16 protein-coding genes and 1 tRNA gene are annotated in these 22,660 nt (G+C 70.4%); 10 read left to right on the top strand and 7 right to left on the bottom strand.

What is annotated here, in order from left to right; translation table 11 throughout:
* Positions 1–36: 36 nt before the first annotated feature.
* Positions 37–2,616, bottom strand: coding sequence for an ABC transporter permease (locus H1D24_RS29630; protein WP_181660793.1), 2,580 nt, complete (start codon positions 2,614–2,616; stop codon positions 37–39).
* Positions 2,613–3,401, bottom strand: a complete 789-nt coding sequence (locus H1D24_RS29625) for an ABC transporter ATP-binding protein (protein WP_181660792.1) — start codon at positions 3,399–3,401, stop codon at positions 2,613–2,615. Before H1D24_RS29625 ends, H1D24_RS29630 begins: the two co-directional genes overlap by 4 nt.
* A 738-nt stretch (positions 3,402–4,139) precedes the next feature.
* On the opposite strand from H1D24_RS29625, the gene H1D24_RS29620 reads away from it, so the two are divergent.
* Positions 4,140–4,580, top strand: a complete 441-nt coding sequence (locus H1D24_RS29620) for a DUF485 domain-containing protein (RefSeq protein WP_258564406.1) — start codon at positions 4,140–4,142, stop codon at positions 4,578–4,580.
* Positions 4,581–4,624: 44 nt separating this feature from the next.
* On the top strand, positions 4,625–6,277 hold the full coding sequence (locus H1D24_RS29615) for a sodium/solute symporter (protein ID WP_181660854.1): 1,653 nt from the start codon (positions 4,625–4,627) through the stop codon (positions 6,275–6,277).
* On the opposite strand, the gene H1D24_RS29610 is transcribed toward H1D24_RS29615, so the two are convergent.
* The 3 genes from H1D24_RS29610 to H1D24_RS29600 all read right to left on the bottom strand — a co-directional run bounded on the left by H1D24_RS29610 (position 6,274) and on the right by H1D24_RS29600 (position 11,891).
* Positions 6,274–7,173, bottom strand: coding sequence for a coiled-coil domain-containing protein (locus tag H1D24_RS29610; protein ID WP_181660791.1), 900 nt, complete (start codon positions 7,171–7,173; stop codon positions 6,274–6,276). The two genes, H1D24_RS29615 and H1D24_RS29610, sit on opposite strands and share 4 nt — an antisense overlap.
* Before the next feature lie 357 nt (positions 7,174–7,530).
* A complete protein-coding gene (locus tag H1D24_RS29605; RefSeq protein ID WP_181660790.1) occupies positions 7,531–10,896 on the bottom strand; it encodes an SUKH-4 family immunity protein in 3,366 nt (1,121 codons plus the stop codon).
* An 8-nt stretch (positions 10,897–10,904) separates the two neighbouring features.
* Entirely contained in the window at positions 10,905–11,891 is a 987-nt protein-coding gene (locus tag H1D24_RS29600; RefSeq protein WP_181660789.1) for an SMI1/KNR4 family protein, read from the bottom strand.
* A gap of 247 nt (positions 11,892–12,138) precedes the next feature.
* Between H1D24_RS29600 and H1D24_RS29595 the strand changes: the two genes are divergently transcribed.
* On the top strand, positions 12,139–12,645 hold the full coding sequence (locus H1D24_RS29595; RefSeq protein ID WP_181660788.1) for a YwqJ-related putative deaminase: 507 nt from the start codon (positions 12,139–12,141) through the stop codon (positions 12,643–12,645).
* Positions 12,646–12,698: 53 nt separating this feature from the next.
* On the top strand, positions 12,699–13,193 hold the full coding sequence (locus tag H1D24_RS29590; protein WP_181660787.1) for an SUKH-3 domain-containing protein: 495 nt from the start codon (positions 12,699–12,701) through the stop codon (positions 13,191–13,193).
* Positions 13,194–13,297: 104 nt separating this feature from the next.
* Here H1D24_RS29590 and H1D24_RS29585 read toward each other — a convergent pair whose 3' ends face one another.
* Entirely contained in the window at positions 13,298–14,611 is a 1,314-nt protein-coding gene (locus tag H1D24_RS29585; RefSeq protein ID WP_181660786.1) for a sensor histidine kinase, read from the bottom strand.
* 162 nt (positions 14,612–14,773) lie between these two features.
* Here H1D24_RS29585 and H1D24_RS29580 point away from each other — a divergent pair.
* The 6 genes from H1D24_RS29580 (at position 14,774) to H1D24_RS29555 (ending at position 19,686) form a co-directional block, all read left to right on the top strand.
* A tRNA-Gln gene (locus H1D24_RS29580) sits at positions 14,774–14,844 on the top strand.
* A gap of 118 nt (positions 14,845–14,962) precedes the next feature.
* Complete coding sequence (glmU, locus tag H1D24_RS29575) at positions 14,963–16,411, top strand: bifunctional UDP-N-acetylglucosamine diphosphorylase/glucosamine-1-phosphate N-acetyltransferase GlmU (protein WP_181660785.1); 1,449 nt, start codon at positions 14,963–14,965, stop codon at positions 16,409–16,411.
* Between the two features lie 114 nt (positions 16,412–16,525).
* Positions 16,526–17,500 carry a ribose-phosphate diphosphokinase gene (locus H1D24_RS29570; protein ID WP_181660784.1) on the top strand — a complete coding sequence of 325 codons (975 nt, stop codon included), beginning with the start codon at positions 16,526–16,528 and terminating at the stop codon, positions 17,498–17,500.
* A gap of 240 nt (positions 17,501–17,740) precedes the next feature.
* Positions 17,741–18,334, top strand: coding sequence for a 50S ribosomal protein L25/general stress protein Ctc (locus tag H1D24_RS29565; RefSeq protein WP_181660783.1), 594 nt, complete (start codon positions 17,741–17,743; stop codon positions 18,332–18,334).
* A gap of 99 nt (positions 18,335–18,433) precedes the next feature.
* Complete coding sequence (pth, locus tag H1D24_RS29560; protein ID WP_181660782.1) at positions 18,434–19,036, top strand: aminoacyl-tRNA hydrolase; 603 nt, start codon at positions 18,434–18,436, stop codon at positions 19,034–19,036.
* Between the two features lie 92 nt (positions 19,037–19,128).
* The gene (locus H1D24_RS29555; RefSeq protein ID WP_181660781.1) at positions 19,129–19,686 is read left to right on the top strand and encodes a hypothetical protein; all 558 of its coding nucleotides are present in this window, start codon (positions 19,129–19,131) and stop codon (positions 19,684–19,686) included.
* An 89-nt stretch (positions 19,687–19,775) separates the two neighbouring features.
* Here H1D24_RS29555 and ppc read toward each other — a convergent pair whose 3' ends face one another.
* Positions 19,776–22,508, bottom strand: a complete 2,733-nt coding sequence (gene ppc, locus H1D24_RS29550) for a phosphoenolpyruvate carboxylase (protein WP_181660780.1) — start codon at positions 22,506–22,508, stop codon at positions 19,776–19,778.
* Positions 22,509–22,660 lie beyond the last annotated feature (152 nt).

The following is a 22,660-nucleotide window of genomic DNA, read 5'->3' as shown; positions in this document are numbered from 1 at the left end:
GGGCCCCGCACTCCCCCGGTTCCCCGCCCGCAATGGCTATTCGGTTGCGATCGCGTTCAGCACGTTCATCCGCCCCGCCCGGAACGCCGGTACCAGTGCCGCGAACAGGCCCACGAAGGCCGAGGCCACGAAGACCGCCGTGATCGTCGGCCAGGGGATCTCCAGGACCTTCAGGCCCTCGAGGGCCAGCAGCTTCTGGGCCGTGGCGCCCCAGCCCATGCCAAGGCCGAGGCCGAGCAGCGCTCCGAAGAGGGCGATGACGACCGACTCGAGGCGGATCATGCGGCGCAGCTGGCGACGGGAGAGACCGATCGCCCTCATGAGGCCGATCTCGCGGGTCCGCTCCACCACCGAGAGGGCCAGGGTGTTCACCACACCCAGGATCGCGACGACGACCGCCAGGGCCAGGAGGCCGTAGATCATGTTGAGCAGCTGGCCGATCTGGTCCTTCAGCGCCTGCTTGTAGTCGGTCTGGTCGCGGACCGTGTACTGCGGGTAGTCGTCCAGAGCCGCCTTCAGCGACTTGTACGCGGCCGCCTCCTGGCCGTCCTTCGCCGAGGCGAAGAGCAGGACGTCGAGGGGCATCTTGTCGGCGGGCACATACCTGGCCACCGTCGCGATCGACGCGTACATCGCGCCCTTGTCGATGACGGCTTCGTCGCTGGTGATCGCGCGGACCGTCAGCTCCGCCGTCGCCCCGTCCCTGAATTCGACCCCGACCTTCGAGCCGAGCTCGATGCCGTGCTTCTTCGCGAAGCCCTCGAAGACGGACATCGAGTCGGGGCGGTAGGCGTCCGAGAGATCGCCGGCCACCGTCTCGGTGCGCAGGTCCTGCGCGTACGACGGGTCGGCGGCGTTGATCGTCTCGCCCTTGGACGTCTTGCCGTCCGGCGTGGTCAGCGTGGCGTCCAGCACCTTGTACTCGGTGAACCGCTCCACGCCCTCAGCCGACTTCGCTGCCTCCACCGCCTGCGGAGTGATCGGCTGCCCGCGATCGGACTGGATGATGAAGTCCGTGCCGACGGTCTTGTCGAGCTGGTCGGTCGCGGAGGCCACCATCGACGAGCCGACGACCGACAGGCAGGCGACCAGCGCGAGGCCGATCATCAGGGCCGCGCCCGTGGCACCCGTGCGGCGCGGGTTGCGCAGCGCGTTGCGCTCGGCCATCCGTCCGACCGGGCCGAAAAGCCGCAGCAGCACGGCGCTGATGACCCGGACCACGCCGCCCGCGAGCAGCGGGCCCATGACGACGAAGCCGATCAGGGTGAGGACCACGCCCACGCCGAGCCACAGCGAGCCCTCGCTCGCCTTGTCGGCGGCGGCCGCCAGGTACAGGCCGTAGCCGCCGGCGCCGGTGAGGACCAGGCCGACGAGGGCCCGTACCCGTCCGGCCCTCGCGTCAGCCGGGGCTCCGGCGTCGCGCAGCGCGGCCATGGGCGAGACCTTGCCCGCGCGCCGGGCGGGCAGATACGCGGCGAGCACGGTGACCACGACGCCGAGCACCAGACCGACCACCGGCGTCGTCCAGGCGACGGTCAGGTCGTCGGTCGACAGGTGCATGCCCATCATGCCCATGAGCTTCATCAGCCCGATGGCCAGGCCTACGCCCGCGCCGACGCCGAGCACCGAGCCGAAGAAGCCGAGCAGCAGCGCCTCGACCAAGACCGAGCCGTTGACCTGCCTGCGGCTCGACCCGATGGCGCGCATCAGACCGATCTCGCGGGTCCTCTGGGCCACCAGCATCGAGAAGGTGTTGATGATGAGGAAGATGCCGACCAGGAAGGCGATCCCGGCGAAGCCGAGCATCGCGTACTTCATCACGCCCATGAACTCCTCGACATCCTGGGCGTTGGCGTCGGCGACCTCCTTGGCCGTCTGCACCTGGTAGGCGCCGCCGAGTCCCGCGGCGACGTCCTTCTTCAGCTGCGCGTCACTGACCCCGGACGCGGCGGTGACGTTGATGTTGGTGTAGACGCCGCTCTCGCCCACCAGGGTCCGCTGGGCGGTCTTCGTGTCGAGGTAGAAGATCGCGGCACCGGGGTTGGTGACGGTGAACTCCGCGATGCCGGAGATCTTCGCCTTGTGGGTGCCGACCGCGGTGATGACGCCGATCTCGTCGCCGAGCCCCAGGTGGTGCTTGTCGGCGGTGTCCGCGTCGACCATGATCTGCCCGGCTTCGCGCGGCGCCCGCCCGGAGGAGATCTCCATGGTGCGGGCCTCGTTGGCGTTCCAGTTGCCGACGATGGTCGGGGCGCCGCTCGTGGGCGAGAGGCTGTCCTTGTCGGCGTCGACGACGGTCACCGAGGTCGAGAAGACGGTGCCCTCGGCGGACTTGACCCCGTCGACGCCGCGCACCTCGTCGAGGACGGAGGCGGGCATGACCGGCGGCTTGCCGTTGCCGGCCTGGGTCTCGCCGGTGTCGGACGCGCCCTTGGCGCTGACCGTGACATCCGATGCGGTGGTCGCGAAGAGCTTGTCGAACGTCGTGTTCATAGTGTCCGTGAACACGAGCGTGCCGCACACGAACGCCACCGACAGCAGCACGGCGACGGCGGACAGCGCCATGCGTCCCTTGTGCGCGAAGAAGTTGCGCATGGAGGTCTTCATGACGGTCATGACGTACGCCCCCGGGCGTCGAAGTCCTTCATCCTGTCCAGGACGGCGTCGGCGGTCGGGCGGAGCATCTCGTCGACGATCCGGCCGTCCGCGAGATACAGCACGCGGTCCGCGTAGGAGGCGGCGACCGGGTCGTGCGTGACCATCACGATCGTCTGGCCGAGCTCGTCGACGGAGCGGCGCAGGAAACCCAGGATCTCGGCCCCGGCCCGGGAGTCGAGGTTTCCGGTCGGCTCGTCACCGAAGATGATCTCGGGCCGGGAGGCGAGCGCACGGGCGACGGCGACGCGCTGCTGCTGGCCGCCGGAGAGCTGGGAGGGCCGGTGCTTGAGCCGTCCGGCGAGACCGACGGTCTCCACGACCCGCTCCAGCCACTGCCTGTCCGGCTTGCGCCCTGCGATGTCCATCGGCAGCGTGATGTTCTCGATGGCGTTGAGTGTCGGCAGCAGGTTGAACGCCTGGAAGATGAAGCCGATCCGGTCCCGGCGCAGCGGGGTGAGCTTCTTGTCCTTGAGGCCGGTGATCTCGGTGTCGTCCAGGTAGATCTGACCGGAGGTCACGGTGTCCAGGCCCGCCAGGCAGTGCATCAGCGTCGACTTGCCGGACCCCGACGGGCCCATGATCGCGGTGAACTGGCCCCGGGTGATGTCCACGTCGACCTGGTCGAGCGCGACGACGCGGGTCTCGCCCGAGCCGTAGGCCTTGACGACCTGCCGCGCCCGCGCGGCTACGGCCGTAGTCCCGCCCGTGCCCCCGTGCTTGGGAATGGTCACAGCCGTTGTCACGGTAAGTCTCCTATGTCGGTCGGCAGATGGTGCAGGGATGTGCCAGGGATCTCGGTCACTGCTGGGTCGCGCTATCCAGGTCGCTGGTGCCGGCGGGCGGTCGAGCCGCACATGCGGCTGCGGTGCCGGCCGCCGGCGGTGGACCGCCGTGCGGTACGCGCTTCAGTCTGGTCTGGTCAGGCGGTCCGGCGCGCTGGTGCCCAGCGCAGTCTTGTGCTGGGGAAAACCCCACCCCCGAACGGGCGGTGCGTACGACCCGGTGGCCGACCGCCGTGCCCCCCGACCGCGTAAAGAAAGGCTAAGGAGCGGCCGGTCCCCTTCTCGTCCTCCGGCGGTACGAACCCTCCCCTGCCTCAAGTACGGAGATCCCCCTAGGGGTTCTCCACCCGTCGGTGGACCCGGCGTCGGGGTCGTGTCCGCCTTCGGTCCCAGAGGCTGCACCCTGCCGCTACGAGAGGGTCAAGCCGAGTCCGTTACAAGCGGGTCGAGTCGAGTCCGTTACGAGCGGTTCGAATCGGGGCGTTCGGCCGTCGGCCCCGGCCTCGCGCGGCCCCGTGTCCGGTACAAATCGGCATACCGACCACTCAGTTTGCCGAAACCCTCGCGCACACGGATACCAGCGAGTAGCGTCTCGCCCCACCCTCCACCCAGCTCCCTGCGGTCCCCAACGGGACCCTCAGCCGCGCAAGGAGAACCGGGATGTCAGATATGCCGCACCATTCATCCCCTGGATGGCCCATGCCGTCCGCCGCATGGCCCCCGCAGCAGCCTGCCTCACCGTCACCACCGTCGTACCCGACCTACCCCTGGCAACCACAGCAGCCGCAGCACCCCGGGACGCCCGCGGCGCGGCGGCTCCCCCGCCATCCCGCTCTCGGGAACCACAGCGATCTGCGGTTCCTGCGCAGTGCGTACCGCTGGCAGCGCCGCGTCGCGACACTCACCGCGCTCGGCTACTTCGTCCTCTTCCTCATCCTGTCCGCCTTCGCGCCCTCGCTGATGACGGGCACAGTCTCCGGGGGCCTCTCCACCGGTCTCCTGCTGGGACTGTGCCAACTGCCGGTGACCTGCCTCGCGCTCGCGCTGTACGAGTACACGGCGCGCCGCCGCGTCGACCCGCTGGCGGACCGGCTGCGCAGGCAGGCACAGCTGGACGCGGCGAGGGAGGCCGCCGGATGAACGCCGCGCCAGATGCCGACGGCGCCATGGGAGTCATCGGCGTCATGCCGAACGCTGCCGGGCCCCTGACCGGATTCAGCGACTCCGCGCAGGCCATGTCCCTGGTGGCCTTCACCGCGCTCGCCACCGTCACGCTCCTGCTGTGCGTGATGACCGGACCCGACCGGGACGACCTCGACGAGTTCTACACCGGGTACGGATCGCTGTCCCCGATGCGCAACGGCCTCGCCATCGGCGGCGACTACATCTCCGCCGCCACCGTCCTCGGCACCGGCGGCATCATCGCCCTCACCGGGTACGACGGGGTCGTCCTCGCTCTGAGCACGGCGCTGTCGCTGGTGCTGCTCATGTTCCTGCTGGCCGAACCGCTGCGCAACGCGGGCCGGTTCACCATGGGCGACGCGTTCGCCCGCCGGATGCCGGGGCGTGCGGTGCGCATCGCCGCGTGCGCCGCGACGATCGCGGCACTGATGCCGATGATGCTCGTACAGCTCGCGGGCGCGGGTGATCTGCTCGCGTTCATCCTCGGATTCGGCGGCGACGGGCTGAAGACGGGATGCGTCGTCGCACTCGGCGCACTCATGATCAGCTATGCCGCGATCGGCGGGATGAAGGGCACCGCCCTGATCCAGATCCTGAAGATGGTGATGCTGCTCGGCTCGGGCGCGGTCGTGTCCGTGCTCGTCCTGCACCGGTTCGACTGGGACCCGGGGGCGCTGCTTGCCGCGGCCGCACAGGGCAGCGGCGCCGGTCCGGCGTTCCTGCACTCCGGACTGCAGTTCGCCGGAGGGGCGCACCCCCGGCTGGACATGATCACTTCGGAGCTGACGGTGGTACTCGGCAGCGCGTGCCTGCCGCACGTCACCATGCGCATGTACACCGCCCGCAGCGCACGCGAGGTGCGCCGCTCGATGTCCTGGGCGGTGTCGACCGTGGCGCTGTTCGTGCTGATCATCTCGGTGGTCGGGTTCGGCGCGGCGGCCCTCATCGGGCGGGCCGGGATCACGGCGGCCGATCCGCAGGGCAACACGGCGTATCTGCTGGGCTCTCGGGCCGCGTTCGGCGCCGACGCCTCATGGGCGGAGACGATGCTGTTCACCACGGTGACAACGGCGATATTCCTCACTCTGCTCGCCTCGGTCGCGGGGATGATCCTGGCCTGCGCCAACTCCCTCGCGCACGACGTCTTCGGGCACCGCAGGAAGCAGATCTCCACACGCACGGAGATGACCCTGGCCCGCGGCTCGGCCCTGTCCGTCGGCCTGGTCGCGATCGTCCTCGCCACGCTGGTGCAGCACCGCAACCTGCAGCCGCTGGTCACGCTCTCGTTCTGCGTAGGCGCCTCCGCACTGGCGCCCGCCCTGGTCTACGGCCTGTTCTGGCGCCGCTTCACCCGCACAGGACTGATGTACACCCTGATCGGCGGCACGCTGAGCGTGTTCGTCCTGATGACCGGCACCAACCTGGTCTCCGGCTCCCCCACATCGGCCTTCCCCGACCACGACTTCAACTGGTTCCCCTTCACCACGACGGGCCTGGTCTCCATCCCCCTGGGCTTCGCCCTCGGCTGGCTGGGCACCGTACTGTCGGCCCGCCGGACGGCCGACGAACAGCGCAGGCAGTACGAGGCGGTGGAGGCGTGGATCCTGGCGGGCGCGAACAAACCAAGCCCGTCCGGGGGCACCTCCCAGCGCTAGGGCGCGCCCTCGGCCCGCGCCGCCCGCCCCGTCAACGCCGCAAGACTGTTCCGCACATGATCCATATGCGCCCGCACCTCATCCCACTGCTCCCCATGCAGTCGCAACACCCGCTCCGTCTCCCGCCCGATCGCATCCTCCCGAGCCCGAGCCCCCGTAAGCAGCTCCGCGGCCCGCGTCTGCGCCTCCTCCTGGATACGCCAGGCAGCCTCCTCCGCCTCCGCAAAGGCCCGCTCGGCCTTGGACAGACGTTCCTCGGCCGCGGCCGTCAGCTCGTCGTGGTGCGCGTCCGCCGCCGCCTCCCGCCCGGCGATGTCCCGCTCGGCGGCGTCCCACCGCTCGGCGTGCTCCTTCTCCAGATCAGCGAGCATTCCGGCGGTCCGCTCCCGCATCTCACGCAGTGCGGCCAGCGCCTCACCCCGCCGCTCCTTCACATCGCGCCGGGCCGCGATCCGGATCTCGTCGGCGGTCGCGCGGTCGGCGAGCAGCCGGTGCCGGGCGCGCTCGTCGGCCTCGGCGCGCACGGCATCCGCGTAGGCGTGCGCTGCCTCGTCGAGCTCGCGCATCGCCTCCTCGGCGGCCGCGGTGACCCGTTCGGCATCGTCACGTGCGGCGGCGAGCACCGCGGCTGCCTCCTCCTGGCCCAGCGCGAGGATCCGCTGCGCACGCTCGCCGAGCGTCTCGTACGTCTGGGGAGCGAGCCCCGTGACGGCCTCGCGCAGCCGCTCCGCCTCGGCCTCCATGTCCTTGGCCAGGACGGTCAGCCGCGCGGCGCGCTCCCACGCCTCGTCGCGCTCTCTGGACAGGCGGGTGACGTACGCGTCGACCTGCGCGGGCCGGTAGGCGCGGCCCCGCACGGCGACGAAGCCGTGCGGCGACACCGATGCGCTGCTCATCCTCGAATCCCCTCTAGGCTCTCCGGACCCGGCGATCCGGCAGTCCCGAACCCGGCATGACGTACACCAGTCCGTACAACCCGCCAAACAACTCGTCGTGGCGCACATCTTGATGGATTAAGAGGAAGCACTCATAACGCGACACTCCGCCCGGCTATGTGGTCAAGGGTGAGGCACAAAGCAGTAGAAACCAGCAATCGCGCGCGGGTGTCGCCGGACCGGCTGCCCGGCACCAGCGCCCATATGAACGAGGCGCCCGACCCGTCTCACGGGTCGAGCGCCTCGTTCATATGGTGTTCGTACGGCGAACCGTACGGCGTTGTATGCAGATGTACGCGGGTATGTGCCGGGACCGCGCTAGAGCAGCCCGTCCCACATCTGCTCGAGCAGCACCGACCACCAGCTCTCCGGCGACGCGAGCGCCGCCGGGTCGAGCGCGGCCAGCTGGGCCTGGAAGTCGACGGTCCAGCGGCCCGCCTGCTCCTGGTTGAGCCCGAACCGCAGCCGCCACATACGCCCAAGCAGAGCGAGGCACCGCACGAACTCCGGCAGCCCCGTGTTCACGAACTGCGGCGGTACGGGGGCGCCGCCCGGACCGGCCTCCACCGGCACCGCGACGATGTTCGCCGTGCCGTACTGGACGCAGAGGGCACGGCCGAAGTCGCTGCCCATCACCAGATACGAGCCCGCGTCCGACGCGGGCTGCACCCCGCGCTCCTGCGCCAGCTCGGCGAGCGTCGGCACCGGCCGGCCCGGCTGGGCCTGCGCCCAGAAGAACGGGCCCATGTCGACGGGCAGTCCGGCCACCACCAGGGTGTGCGCCACGATGTCGGGCACACCCTGCCGGGACACCGCCCGCTGGTCGAACCGGAAGACGCCCGGCCCGAACGCGGCCGCCAACTCATGAGCGACACCCTCCGGCGGGATCGGCGGCGCCGGCTGCACCTGCGGCAACGGAGCCCGCACCGGCGCGGGACGCGCCGGACCGTCCGCGACCTGGTGCAACTCGCCCTGATGCGCGAGCAGTTGCTGCATACCTTGCCGACGCGAGGCGTGGTCACTGCCGTAGGGTGCGATGCTCGTGATCCTGGCCTGCGGCCAGGTCTCGCGGATCATGCGCGCGCAGTACGCGCCGGGCAGCTCGCACGACTCCAGCTCGGTGTGCAGCTCCAGGACCTGGTCCGGCGGGACGTTCATGGAGCGCAACTCGTGGAAGATCTGCCACTCCGGGTGCGGCGTTCCCGGCGCCGAGCGGCGGATGAGCTGCTGCTCGGAGCCGTCCTGCGCGCGGTAGCGCAGCACGGCCTGGTAGCCGGGGCCGACGGTCGGCTGGCCGGAAGGCTGCTGCGGATAGCCGTACGCGGGCTGCTGCCCGGGCATGGGCTGACCCGGCACGGGCTGACCCGGCACGGGCTGACCCGGCACGGGCTGGCTGGGCATGGGCCCGTGGTTCGGCTGCCCCTGGACGGGCCCGGGCATACCGGGCGGCGGCATGCCTGGGGCGCCCGGAGCGCCGGGCGGACCCGGCGGCGGTGGCGTGCCGGGACCGCCCACCGGGGGTCCGGCGAGCACGGTCGCCGCGTGGTGGACACCGCCCGGAGGCGTGCCGGGGGCACCCGGAGCGCCCGGTGCTCCCGGCGCCTGCGGCGGCGGCGGCACGGGCGTACCGGGCGTACCGGGCCCGCCAAGGCTCGGACCGGACAGCACCGTGGCCGCATGGTGGACGCCACCGGGCGGCATACCCGGCGCACCGGGAGCACCCTGAGGCTGCGGCGCACCAGGGGCACCCGGCGCACCCGACGGCGGTGGCGTGCCGGGACCGCCCGTACCGCCCACGCCGGGGTCGGACAGCATCGTGGCCGCGTGATGGACACCACCGGGCGGCATACCCGGCGTACCCGGGGCGCCCGGGGGCGGCGGCGCACCAGCGGCACCCGGCGCACCCGGCGGCGGTGGCGTGCCGGGACCGCCCGGTGCCTGCGGCCCGTCTGGGCCCAGGGTGACGAGTTGTGTCGGCACATAGCCGCCCGCCGGGGTCCCGGGAGCAGCGGGATCGCCGACCGGAGGCGTACCGCCCCGACGCGCGCCCGGCGTACCCGGGGCGCCCGGAGGCGGCGGCGTCGACGGCCGGCCGCCCCGCGCACCCCGCGGCGGTGCCTCGGCCTTGCTGGTCGCGGCATCGGCGATGCCACCGGCACCGGTGGGAAGCGGAGCGCCCGGGGCTCCGGGGGGAAGCGGAGCGCCCGGGGCTCCGGCAGGCGCCGGGACACCAGGAGACCCTGCGGCACCGGTAGGCGCCATGGCACCGGGAGCCCCCGGGACGCCCGGAGACACCGGCGGCTGCGCCGCGGCGGGCTGCGGATAGCCGTACGACGCAAACGCACCTGGCGTACCTGGTGCAGGGGCACCCGGCGCAGGCGTGCCGGGCGGAGTGCCCGGACCCTGCGGATAGCCGTACGACGCCGGCGTACCCGACATACCCGGGGCAGGCGCGCCCGGCGAAGTGCCCGGACCCTGCGGATAGCCGTACGACGCCGGCGTACCCGACGTACCCGGGGCAGGCACGCCCGGCGAAGTGCCCGGACCCTGCGGATAGCCGTACGCGGGCGCGCCCGAACCGTCCAGTGCAGGCACCACCGCGGTACGCGGCAGCTGGCTGCCGCCCGACATCAACGCGGTCTTCGCATCCGGCGCCACACCGGGCGGCGGCGTCCCGTCATCGTCCGAACCGACGAGCGGCGGGGCGAAGACGGTGGCGGGAGGGGGCACGGAACCGTCGTCGCCCACGTCCGCGTTGGTGTCGGTCCCCGCCCACGGCGTCGCACCGGCCGGAACGCCGGGCGTCGGCGTCGTCACGGCCGGCCCCTCGCTGTCGGAAGCCCCCACGGAAGCCCCCGCGGACGCCCATGGCGCGCCGCCACCCGCCGAACCGGCCCCGGAACCCGCCGAACCGGCCGGACCCACTGACGATCCCGACGCGGCGGGATCGTCAGGTCCGGCGGCGCCGGCAGCGGCATCCGACGCATCGTGCCCCGCAGGCGCGGAGTGCGCCGCGGACCCAGAGTGCGCCGGGGACGCCGAAGGCACGTGCGACGCCGAAGGCACCTGCGGCCCCGAAATCCCGGCCCCCGGGGCCCCATTGGCCCACCCCGACGTGCCGACAGAATCACCGGACGAACGCGGCCCGCCCGCCACACCGGCCGGAACCCCGGCACCCGCGGACGAATCCGAACCGCCGGACCCCCAGGAACCGGGCCCCCCGGAACCCGAGCCCCCGGAACCAGACCGTTCCGATCCCCCGGCACCCCTCCGATCCTGAACCGCCAACCTGTCCGCCGCCTCCTGCAACCACTCCGGCGGAGTCAGCAGGAACGACGTCTGATTGAGGTCCACCCGATCCGGCACCGGAGGCGCGGGCGCCACGGACGCCTCCGACGTGCCGTACTCCTCCTCGTACCACCGGATGACCTCGCCCACCGGCAGGCCCGGCCACAGCGTCGCCTCGCCGCTGTCCCGCGCGATGACGAGCCGCTGCCGGCCGCCGTCCGACCGCGGACCTCCCCCAGTGCTCAACGCCTGGGAGGTACCCCCCTCGCGGTCCTCCGCCCACACCACGAACCCGAGGTCGAACTCCCGCACCCGCACCTCGCGATGCTGGTACGCGGGCATGTCGCCGTTGATCCACTCTTCCGCGCGCTCCTGCGCCTGCGCAAAGGTCACCATCGACAAGCTCACTCCCCCGCCGAGGACACCGTGACGGCACGCGCGAAGCCGCCGTCCACCATCAGGTTGGCCACGGTCTCCAGCTCCGGCGGATTGCCCGCGAGCCGCGCCAGAAACGCGTCGAAGTCGTCACCGCAGGGCAGCAGCAGCCGCTGCACCCGCTCCGCCACCTGCCAGCCGTCCTGGTCCCGGGCGTCGTCGTACGCGCAGAACCACACCGAACCGATCCGGTCGCCCTTCACCTTCACGGCCAGCAGACCGCCCTGGACGAACGCAACTCCCAGATAATCCTTGGTCAGATGGTCACGCAGGCACTTGTTGACGTACACAAGGTCGTTGACCGCCGCCTCGTCCCGCACCGTGAAGAACGGTTGGTCGACGAGGAGACCCAACTCGGCGTCCAGCGCGGCACCCACAGGCGCACAGCCGCCCGCCGCCTTCAGGAACGACCGGTACGCACCCGGCAGGCGGTAGCCCAAGTCCTCTTCCACGCCGAGTATCTGTTGCTCCGTCACCGCCACCGACGACTTCGGCAGCCCGAAGTGCACAGGACGCGTCTGCTGCAACGGGCGCGTGCCCCGCTTGTTCTGGTCGACCGCAGCCGTGGCGAGACCTGCGTGATGCCGCAGAAGCGCCTTCACCTCGACCGGCACCAGCTCAAGTCGCCGAGTGCCCGGCACGTGATGCCACGTCCAGCCATGCGGGGTCGCCACCGGCGCAATCGTGTCCCACAGCTCATGGCCGTCGTGTGCCATCGCCGCGTTCGCCGACACGTAGTCCGTCAACCGCAGTTCGTCGACACCGAACCCTTCCGGGGGGTCGGCGATGTCGGCCGCCGCACGCGCATAGGGCGAGAAATCCGGAAAACCGCTCTCGTCCACCCGCACACCCCTAGGATGGCGGGCAGCCCGAACCGGGTCCGGGAAGTGCACGACCTGCCCGGCGTAAGCCGCGTTCGGCGGCGCGGCTTGCTGCCCGAGCCGACCTGTCGTCATGACGGTTGCCCCCTGCGGCACTGAAAGTTGGATCGCGGATGTCGACAGCCTATGCGGTAGAACGACACCGGTCACCGGCCCTCCGGTTCCTTGACCAGCGGTCACCCGCTCGTAAGCGTGACGCGAACCACCAGCGTGTCGCACAGCCCCCAGCTTCCGTACCGCGCACCGCATTTGGCAGGCTGTCCCCGCACTCGGCGGCAACCCGTACTGGCGGCAGCCGCCGCGGGCAAGAGGGGAGCACCACATGCACACAGCACAGACAGACACCGCATCCGGAGACCCCCGGATCGGCTGGAGCAGCGCCGAAGCGCCGCACGCTCCCGCTCTCCACCACCGCCGCGACGGCATACTCCCCACCGTCGCCGCCGCACTCTCCGTCCGCGGCACCACGCTCACCGGAACCGCGGCCCGCGGCGACCAGCCGCCCGCGCTCCACCCGCTCGTACAGGACTTCCTCGACGCGCTGACGAGCGGTCAGAGAGAACGCTTCACCGGACGCTGCGCCGAAGCCATCCTCATCTCCCGGCACCTGGGCACCGCGGACAACGAACGCTCCAAACGCGCCAGACGCAGACCCATGACCAACGGCGAAGCCCGCAAAGCCCTCAAGAACGCCAAACTCACCACCCGGCGCATCCGCGAGGACGGCGACCCCCTCCACGGCAGCTTCGCCCGGCCCTGCCGCTCCTGCACCGCGCTCGCCGCCCACTTCGGCGTACGGATCGTCGACCCCACCGAGCCCGGCGACTGACAACGCCCCGGGCACACCCAGATCCACCAGGCAGGACCACCGAACGAGGGCCGATGCACGCCGACCGCACCTCCACCACACGCTTCCCCGTCCCCGTCGACGCCGCCCTGCGCGCAGCGGGCTGGCAGCCGGGGCGCTGGGACATCAAGCAGGCCGAGTACTGGGCCGACACGCTGCGCGGACACGTCTCACCCGCGGGACACCAGCACAGCGTCTTCCCCGCCGCCGTCGAGGCATGGGCGGAATTCGGCGGACTGCGCATCACGCCCTCCGGACCCGGACGGCAGATCGCCCCCGCCGCACTCCACCTCGAACCCCTGCACGGGCTGCACATGGCCCGCACCCTCGGCGACCTCGGACGGGCCCTCGGCAGCGAGGTCTGCCCGCTCGGCGAAGAGAGCGAAACCCAGGCGCTCCTCGCCATCGACGCCGAAGGACGCGTCTACAGCCTTGACCACAGCGGGGACTGGTACCTCGGCGACACCGTCGACCAAGCGCTCTCGTCCCTGCTCACGGGCGCCCAGCCAGCCCGACTCACGGCCGGCTGACACCCACCCCCACCACCCAGCGGACAGGCGCCCGAATCACCGCACCGCCGAAATCACCGCACCGCCGAAATCACCGCACCGCCGAAATCACCGCACGGCCGAAATCACCGCACCGCCGGAAGCACCGCCGACACCCGGAAACCCCCCGCGTCCGTCGGCCCCGACACGAACACACCGCCCAACGCCGCCACCCGCTCCTTCATGCCCACCAGACCGTTGCCCCCGCTCGGCAACCGGGCATCCGACGCGGAATCCAGCGCCGGCGGCGGCTCGTTCTCCACCTGCATCGCGATCTCCGCGGCCCGGTGGGCCAACCGCACACGCGCCTTCGCCCCCGCCGCATGCTTGTGCACGTTCGTCAGCGCCTCCTGCACCACCCGGTACGCGGTCTGCTCCACCTCCCGGGCATACGCACGGGACTCCCCCTCCACCAAGAGCTCCACCACCATCCCCGCCTCACGGGACTGCCCCACCAGCGCATCCAGCTCGGCAAGGCACGGACCCTCGGCCCCGTCATCCGCAACCACCCGCGACGCAGCAGCAGCCGCGGCCGCACCCACCCCAGCCAGCGGAACCGGTTCAGCAGCCCGCACAGGGACCTCCCCCACCCGCAGCACGCCCAGCATCTCCCGCAACTCCGTCAGCGCCTGGCGACCCATGTCACCCACCAGCGCCGCGTTCTTCACGGCCTTCTCCGGATCCTTGCGCGCCACCGCCTGCAACGCCGCCGCATGCACCACCATCAAGCTCACCCGATGCGCCACCACGTCGTGCATCTCACGCGCGATACGCCTGCGCTCCTCACTCCGCGCCCACTCCGCACGCTCCTCCGCCCGCTCGGCAAGCAACTGCAGCTCCCGCTCGAGACTGTCCGCACGCTCCCGCAAACTCTCCATGAGACGACGCCGCGCCCCCACATACAGACCCAGCAGCACCGGCGGCGCCGTCACCCCAAGCGCCATGGTGATCGCCACGAAGGGAACGAACCAGTCACCGATCGTCAGGTCCCCGCGCACCACGTCCTGGTGCGTCCGCACAAAACCGACGATCATCGTGCCCGCGAGCGACATACCGGCCAGCGCGCCGATGATCCGCCGCGGCAGCTCAGAAGCGGCAAGCGTATAGAGCCCCATCACTCCCAGCAGGAACCCCATCTGCGCCGGCGTGATCGCCACGGACACCAGCACCACCGCGACCGGCCACCGCCGCCGCAGCACCAGCACGGAACCGGCGATCAGCCCGAAGATCATCCCCACCGGCACGGGCAGCCCGGCACTGTCGGCGAACCGAAGCCCCTCGACCGCACACTCCACGGCCGACACCGCCGCCAGCCCCACATCCAGCACGGCACTACGCCGCCGCACCCACCACCACGGCCCGGTCCCGGCCGTACTGTGAGCTTCCCCCGTCGTGGTCATGCCTCCCAGCGTACGGGCGGCGACCGCCGGTTTTCCGGTGAGTTTTACGGGTGACGGCATACGCGGAGCCGAGCTGTACCGTCGCATTGAGGCCCGGCGGTACGGCATAGTGGTCTCCGCACACCACCCCGATCATCAGAATCGGTCATAGGTGACGAACCATCCCGGGTCGTCTAATGGCAGGACAAATGGTTTTGGTCCATTGAATGAGGGTTCGATTCCTTCCCCGGGAGCCGCAACAACTCGGGTCCTGACCTCCCAGGTCAGGACCCGCCCTCGTTTCCGCCCCACTACGCCCCGGTATCCTGCGGGTGTCCACCACCCGAAGCACCGAAGCCGAAGGGCATTCCCGTGAGCGCCAACCGCCCGGCCGCCGTCGTCGTCCTCGCAGCGGGTGAGGGCACCCGTATGAAGTCGGCCACTCCTAAGGTTCTGCACGACATCTGCGGCCGTTCCCTGGTGGGGCATGTGCTGGCTGCCTCTCGTGAGTTGGAGCCGCAGGACCTGGTGGTCGTCGTGGGCCACGCGCGTGAGCAGGTCGCGGCGCATCTGGCCGAGGTCGACCCGACCGTTCGTACGGCTGTGCAGGAGAAGCAGAAGGGCACCGGGCACGCCGTGCGCATGGCTCTGGAGGAGCTGGGCGGGGCGGTCGACGGGACCGTGGTCGTCGTCTGTGGCGACACCCCGCTGCTGACGGGCGAAACGCTCCAGCGGCTCGCCGGGACCCATGCCGCCGACGGCAACGCGGTCACCGTACTGACCGCCGAGGTCCCGGACGCGACCGGGTACGGCCGGATCGTGCGGGACGAGGCCTCCGGCGCCGTGACGGCGATCGTGGAGCACAAGGATGCGACCGACGCGCAGCGTGCGATCCGGGAGATCAACTCCGGGGTGTTCGCCTTTGACGGCCGGCTGCTCGCCGATGCGCTGGGGAAGGTGCGTACGGACAACAGTCAGGGCGAGGAGTATCTGACGGATGTGCTCGGGATCCTGCGTGAGGCGGGGCACCGGGTGGGTGCCTCGGTCGCGGGGGATCACCGTGAGATCGCGGGGATCAACAACCGCGTGCAGCTCGCCGAGGCGCGGCGGATCCTGAACGACCGGTTGCTGGAGCGGGCGATGCTCGCGGGTGTGACGGTGGTGGATCCGGCGTCGACGTGGGTGGATGTGACGGTGACGTTCGAGCAGGACGCGGTCGTGCATCCGGGTACGCAGCTGCTGGGTGCGACGCATCTGGCGGAGGGCTGCGAGGTGGGTCCGAACACGCGGCTGACGGACACGAGGGTCGGTGCGGGTGCGCGGGTGGACAACTCGGTGTCGGTGGGTGCGGAGGTCGGTCCGCAGGCGAGTGTGGGGCCGTACGCGTATCTGCGTCCGGGTACGAGGCTGGGTCTGAAGGCGAAGGCCGGTACGTACGTGGAGATGAAGAACGCCAGGATCGGCGAGGGTACGAAGGTCCCGCATCTGTCGTATGTCGGGGACGCGACGATCGGTGAGTACACGAATATCGGCGCGGCGAGTGTCTTTGTGAACTACGACGGTCAGGACAAGCACCACACGACGGTGGGGTCGCACTGCCGTACCGGTTCGGACAACATGTTTGTGGCTCCTGTCACGATCGGGGACGGTGCGTACACGGCTGCGGGTTCGGTGATCACGAAGGATGTGCCGGCCGGTTCGCTGGCTGTGGCCCGTGGTCAGCAGCGGAATATCGAGGGCTGGGTGGCTCGTAAGCGTCCGGGAAGCGCGGCTGCGAAGGCGGCTGAGGCGGTGTCCCGGAAGCCGGAAGGCGAAAGCTGACCGGAAACAGGTGCGTCGGAGTCGGCGTACCGTGATAGGTGCACACAATTCGGCTGGCTCGTTGCGGACGGGTGCGCGGGCGGCAGTAGAGAACTCGTCTGAGGAGACAGTGCTGTGACCGGAATCAAGGCCACCGGGCAGAAGAAGATGATGCTCTTTTCCGGCCGCGCCCATGCCGAGTTGGCCGAGGAGGTCGCCCACCAGTTGGGGGTCGGCATTGTGCCGACGAAGGCGTTCGACTTCGCGAACGGCGAGATCTACGTCCGCTACGAGGAGTCGGCTCGTGGTGCGGACTGTTTTCTGATCCAGAGCCACACGGCTCCGATCAACAAATGGATCATGGAGCAGTTGATCATGATCGATGCTCTGAAGCGGGCTTCGGCCCGGAGCATCACTGTGATCGTGCCGTTCTACGGGTATGCGCGTCAGGACAAGAAGCACCGTGGCCGTGAGCCGATCTCTGCGCGCCTGATCGCGGATCTGATGAAGACGGCGGGTGCGGACCGTATTCTCACGGTTGATCTGCACACGGACCAGATCCAGGGTTTCTTCGACGGTCCGGTGGACCACCTGTTCGCGCTGCCGATTCTCGCGGACTACGTGGGCGCGAAGGTGGACCGGGACAAGCTGACCGTGGTGTCCCCGGACGCCGGTCGTGTGCGGGTCGCGGACCGCTGGTGCGACCGGCTGGGCGCGCCGCTGGCGATCGTGCACAAGCGGCGTGACAAGGACGTCGCGAACCAGGTCACCGTGCATGAGGTGGTCGGTGATGTGAAGGGCCGTGTGTGTGTCCTGGTCGACGACATGATCGACACGGGTGGCACGATCTGCGCGGCGGCGGATGCGCTGTTCGCGCATGGTGCGGAGGACGTCATCGTGACGGCGACGCACGGTGTGCTGTCGGGTCCGGCGGCGGACCGGCTGAAGAACTCGAAGGTGAGTGAGTTCGTGTTCACGGACACGCTGCCGACCCCGGGTGAGCTGGAGCTGGACAAGATCACGGTGCTGTCGATCGCTCCGACGATCGCGAGTGCGGTGCGTGAGGTCTTCGAGGATGGTTCGGTGACGAGCCTGTTCGAGGAGCAGTGACCTTTCTCTGACCAGGTGATCGATTCGGTGATCGATCCGGTCGACGCGACCTGGTGATCCCGGATTCCCTGAAGATCGTTTTGGGTGCGGCCTTCCTCGCCGAGTAGACTGTCGAAGTTGCTCGGCGAGGGAGGCCGCACTCATTGCGTGCGGCGGTCCGTTATCGACGCGCTCTTCGTAGCAGGCCAGTCGTGTGGCCGGGTAACCGCCACAATTCCGTCTGACTTACGAGGAGTGCACATGTCCGAGGTCAAGATCTCCGCTGTGACCCGCACCGAGTTCGGCAAGGGTGCCGCGCGTCGCATCCGCCGTGACAACAAGGTTCCGGGTGTTCTGTACGGCCACGGTTCCGACCCGCTGCACCTGACCCTTCCGGGCCACGACCTGCTGCTCGCGCTGCGTACGCCGAACGTCCTGATCTCCCTGGACATCGACGGCAAGACCAGCGAGCTGGCGATCCCGAAGTCCGTGCAGCGTGACGCGATCAAGGGCTTCCTCGAGCACGTCGACCTGCAGCTGGTCAAGCGCGGCGAGAAGGTCTCCGTCGAGATCCCGGTCCACACCGAGGGCGAGCTGGCCCCGGGTGGCAACCTGCTCGAGCACGTACTCAACGCGCTGCCCGTCGAGGCCGAGGCCACGCACATCCCGGAGTCGGTCTCCGTCTCCGTCGAGGGCCTGGAGGCCGGTGCCTCCGTGCTCGCCAAGGACATCACCCTGCCGAACGGTGTGACGCTGGCCGTCGAGGAGGACGCGGTCGTCCTTCAGGTCCTGGCCGCGCAGGCCGAAGAGGCCCCCGAGGGTGCCGGGGAAGAGGCCGCCGAGGCCGCGGAGTAGTTTCCGCCCGCCGGGAGCGCTTCCGGCAGTTTGTTCTTCAGCCGCCGTTTTCCGTGCCGAGAGGCGCGGGGAACGGCGGCTGGCGCGTATGAAGGAGATATGCAGATGACGTCGGATGCCAACGCCCCCTGGCTGATCGCGGGGCTCGGCAACCCCGGGCCGGGGTATGCGATGAACCGGCACAACGTGGGCTTCATGGTCGCGGATCTGCTCGCGGAGCGGATGGGCGGCACCTTCAAGCGGAGCGGCAAGGCGCAGGCGCAGGTCGTGGAGGGGCGGTTCGGTTCGCCGGGCCCGGCGAGCCGGCGGGTGGTGCTGGCGAAGCCGATGTCGTACATGAATCTGTCGGGCGGTCCGCTGACGGCGCTGCGGGACTTCTACAAGGTGCCGACGGCGAACATCGTCGCGATCCATGACGAGTTGGACATCGACTACGGCACGCTCCGGCTGAAGCTGGGCGGCGGCGACAACGGGCACAACGGGCTGAAGTCCATGACGAAGGCGATGGGCTCGGACTACCACCGGGTGCGTTTCGGGATCGGGCGCCCGCCTGGGCGGATGCAGGTCGCTGACTTCGTCCTGAAGGACTTCTCGTCGGCCGAGCGCAAGGAGCTGGACTACCTCGTGGACCGGGCGGCGGACGCCGTGGAGTGTCTGGTCACGGAGGGTCTGGAGCGGGCGCAGAGCGCATACAACTCCTGACGTCTCCGCCCGTTCGCGACGTGTCGTGGCACTCCCGGCCTCTCGCCCGCCGAGGTTGACCCGGTGCACTCCCATGGCCAAGGATCGCGGCCATGCCAAGCACGTCAGCCTCGTCAGCCACTCCGGACACGGCTTCCTCGCGTCGCCCCGGCACCGTCAAGCGCAGCCGCACGCGTCGAGCGGGCGAGAGTGCGTACGGGTTGCTGCTGCTCGGGCGGCAGGTGGCGATGGCGGGGATCGCGCTGCTTCTGCTGGTCGGCGGTGTGTGGCAGTCGTGGGGGTCGGCGCAGCATGTGATGTTCACGAAGGGTCGTGAGCGCGGCACGATGACGGTGACGCGGTGCGGCGAGGAGCAGTGCACGGGGTCGTACGCGCCTCTGTCGCCCGGTTCGCAGCCGCGCGACCGTGTCGTGATCGAGCGCTCGATCACCGAGGAGAAGGGCGCGAAGGTGCCGGTGGTGATCAAGCCGGACACGGACGAGGTGGTGCGGTCGGGTGTGGCGGGGCTTCTCCATGCGTGGGTTCCCCTGGGAGGGGCGCTGTTGCTGGCCGCCGTCGTCATCGCGGGGGGCCTGCGGATGTCGCGGACGGCGTGGGTGGCCGCGGGGCTGGGGGTCGCGTTGCTCACGGCTTCGTTCGCAACGCTCTGACGACCAAGAGAAAGCGGGTGCTCGGGGCGGACCCCGAGCACCCGCTTCACTGTTGTGCCCACGACGTACGGCGCCCTTGGCGCCGAAGGTCAGCCGGTATTGCGCAGCCCCGCCGCCACCCCGTTGACGGTGAGCAGCAGCGCCCGCGCCAGCAGCGGATCCGGCGTCTCCCCGGCCGCCGCCGCGTCCCGCTGCCGCTTCAGCAGCGCGACCTGAAGGTACGAGATCGGGTCCAGGTAGGCGTCGCGGATGGCGAAGGTCTGCTGGAGCACCGGATGGGTGTCCAGCAGCTTCTCGCCACCGGTGACGCGCAGCACCTCACGCACGGTGAGCTCGTGCTCCGCCTCGATCACCGCGAACACGTGCTTGAGCTCGTCCGGTACGAGCGTGTCGACGTAGTGGCGGGCGATCCGCAGGTCGGTCTTGGCGAGCGTCATCTCGACGTTGGAGATGAAGTTGCGGAAGAAGTGCCACTGCTCGTGCATCTCGTCGAGCACGGTGTCGAGGCCCGCTTCGCGCAGTGCCTTGAGGCCGGAGCCGACGCCGAACCAGCCGGGCACGATCTGCCGCGACTGGGTCCAGCCGAAGACCCACGGGATGGCCCGCAGTCCGTCGAGCCCGGCGCCGCTGTCGGGCCGGCGCGAGGGCCGGGAGCCGAGGTGGAGATCGGCGAGCTGGTCGACGGGCGTGGCGGCGAAGAAGTACGCGGGCAGGTCCGGGTCCTCGACGAGCTTGCGGTACGCCGCGTGGGCCGCGTCGGAGACGACGTCCATGGCGGCGTCCCAGCGGGCGAGGGCCTCGTCGGACTGGCGGGGGGCCGTGTGCAGGGCGGAGGCCTGCAGCGTGGCCGCGACCGTCAGCTCGAGGTTCTCCCTGGCCAGGGACGGGATGAGGTACTTGTCGGAGATGACCTCGCCCTGCTCGGTGACCTTGATCTCGCCCTCGAGGGTGCCCCAGGGCTGGGCGAGGATCGCGTCGTGGGTGGGGCCGCCGCCGCGGCCGACGGTGCCGCCGCGGCCGTGGAAGAGGCGCAGCCGGACCCCGTAGCGGTGGGCGACGTCACGCAGCCGCCGCTGCGCCCGGTGGATCTCCCACTGGCTGGTCGTGATGCCGCCGAACTTCGACGAGTCGGAGTAGCCGAGCATGACCTCCTGCACGTCGCCGCGCAGGGCCACGAGGCGCCGGTACGAGGGGTCGGCGAGCATGTCGTCGAGGATCACGTCGGCCGCGCGGAGCTCGTCCGTGGTCTCGAGGAGCGGCACGATGCCGATCCTGGCCCAGCCGGCGTGCAGGTCGATCAGTCCGGCCTCGCGCGCCAGCACGGTCGCGGCGAAGACATCGTCGGCGCCCTGGCACATGGAGATGATGTACGACTCGATGACCTCGGGTCCGAAGACCTCCAGGGCCTTCTTGACGGTGAGGAAGACGCCGAGGGTCTTCTCGCCGGCGGCGTCGAGCGGCGCCGGGGTGGGGGCGAGGGGGCGCCGCGACCGCAGTTCCTTGGCGAGCAGCTTGGCGCGGTAGTCGCGCGGCATGTCGGCGTACCGCCAGGACTCCTCGCCGAGCCGGTCGAAGAGCTGGCCGAGGGCGTGGTGGTGGGCGTCGGCGTGCTCGCGTACGTCCATGGTGGCGAGCTGCAGGCCGAACGCGGCCAGCGTGCGGATGGTGCGGTTCATCCGGCCGTCGGCGAACAGCGCGCCCCGGTGCGCGCGCAGCGACGTCTGGATGAGCGTGAGGTCGTGCAGCAGTTCGGTGGTGCCGAGGTAGTCGCGGCCGGGCTCGTGCGGGGTGCCCTTGGCGAGGCGCTGCTTGGTGTTGGCCAGCTTCTGGCGGATGCAGGTGGCCTTGAGCCGGTAGGGCTCCTCGGCGTTGAGGCGCTTGTAGCGGGGGCTGATCTCCGGGAGGTTCTCCAGGTCGGTCTGGAGGGAGGTGAGGAGCTCCTCGGTGGCGCCGCTGTAGCGGATGGAGTTGGAGAGGAAGCCGCGCAGCTCGTCGATCATGTCGAGCGCGTCGTTGATGCCGTGCTCGTGCTGGAGGATCAGCACGTCCCAGGTGACCTGGGGGGTCACGTTGGGGTTGCCGTCGCGGTCGCCGCCGATCCAGGTGCCGAAGGTGAGGGGGCGGGTGGTCTCGGGCAGCTTGACGCCGACGCGCTCCAGTTCCGCCGTGAGGTCCTCGAGGACGTCCCCGACGGCGCCTGCGTGCAGCTCGTCGAGGTAGTAGATGGCGTTGCGGGCCTCGTCGGCGGGCTCGGGGCGGACGACGCGCAGCTCGTCGGTCTGCCACACGAGGTCGATGTTCTCGGCGAGCCGGGTGTCGTAGCGGCGCCGGTCGGCCTCTGTGACAGGGGTCTCAAGGAGCGCGGCGATACGCCGCAGCTTGTTCAGTACGGACCGTCTGGCCGCCTCGGTCGGGTGGGCCGTGAACACGGGCCGGACGTTGAGGTGCTCGACGGTCTGGCGCAGGTGCTCGGGGTCGGCGTCCTTGAGGCGGTCCGCGGTCTGGGCCAGCAGGCCGCCTTCCGCGGCGCGCCTGGTGCGCAGCTCGCGGCCGCGGTGCACCTGCTCGGTGACGTTCGCCAGATGGAAGTACGTGGAGAAGGCGCGCACCAGCTTGGCGGCGGTCTCCAGCTCCGTGCCGCCGAGCAGCTCGGCCGCTGCCTCGCCGTCCTCGCGGGTCAGCCGGCGTACCCGCTCGACGAGCTCGAGCAGGTCGGGGCCTTCCTGTCGTACGAGCGTCTCGCCCAGCAGGTCGCCCAGTCGGCGGATGTCGGCACGCAGTTCCGCGCTCGTCGTCGTTGTCTGGTCGTCTGCACTGCTCACAGGTGCGGCTCCTTGCAGTGTTGAAGCACTTCTGGGAGGGGACCCGGGTACCGCCACGGCGGGTGCCGCATCAGGGATAGGGCGCCCGGGAAGAAAACAGAGCGGACCGCGCTGTCCGACCAAGTCCAAGGATAGGTGTCCCTGCGGGCGCG

The sequence above is a fragment of the Streptomyces himalayensis subsp. himalayensis genome (assembly GCF_013778455.1).
Classification (GTDB): Bacteria; Actinomycetota; Actinomycetes; order Streptomycetales; family Streptomycetaceae; genus Streptomyces; species Streptomyces himalayensis.
Note: the sequence above shows the minus strand (reverse complement) of the source record. Positions and strands in the feature narration are given on the sequence as shown.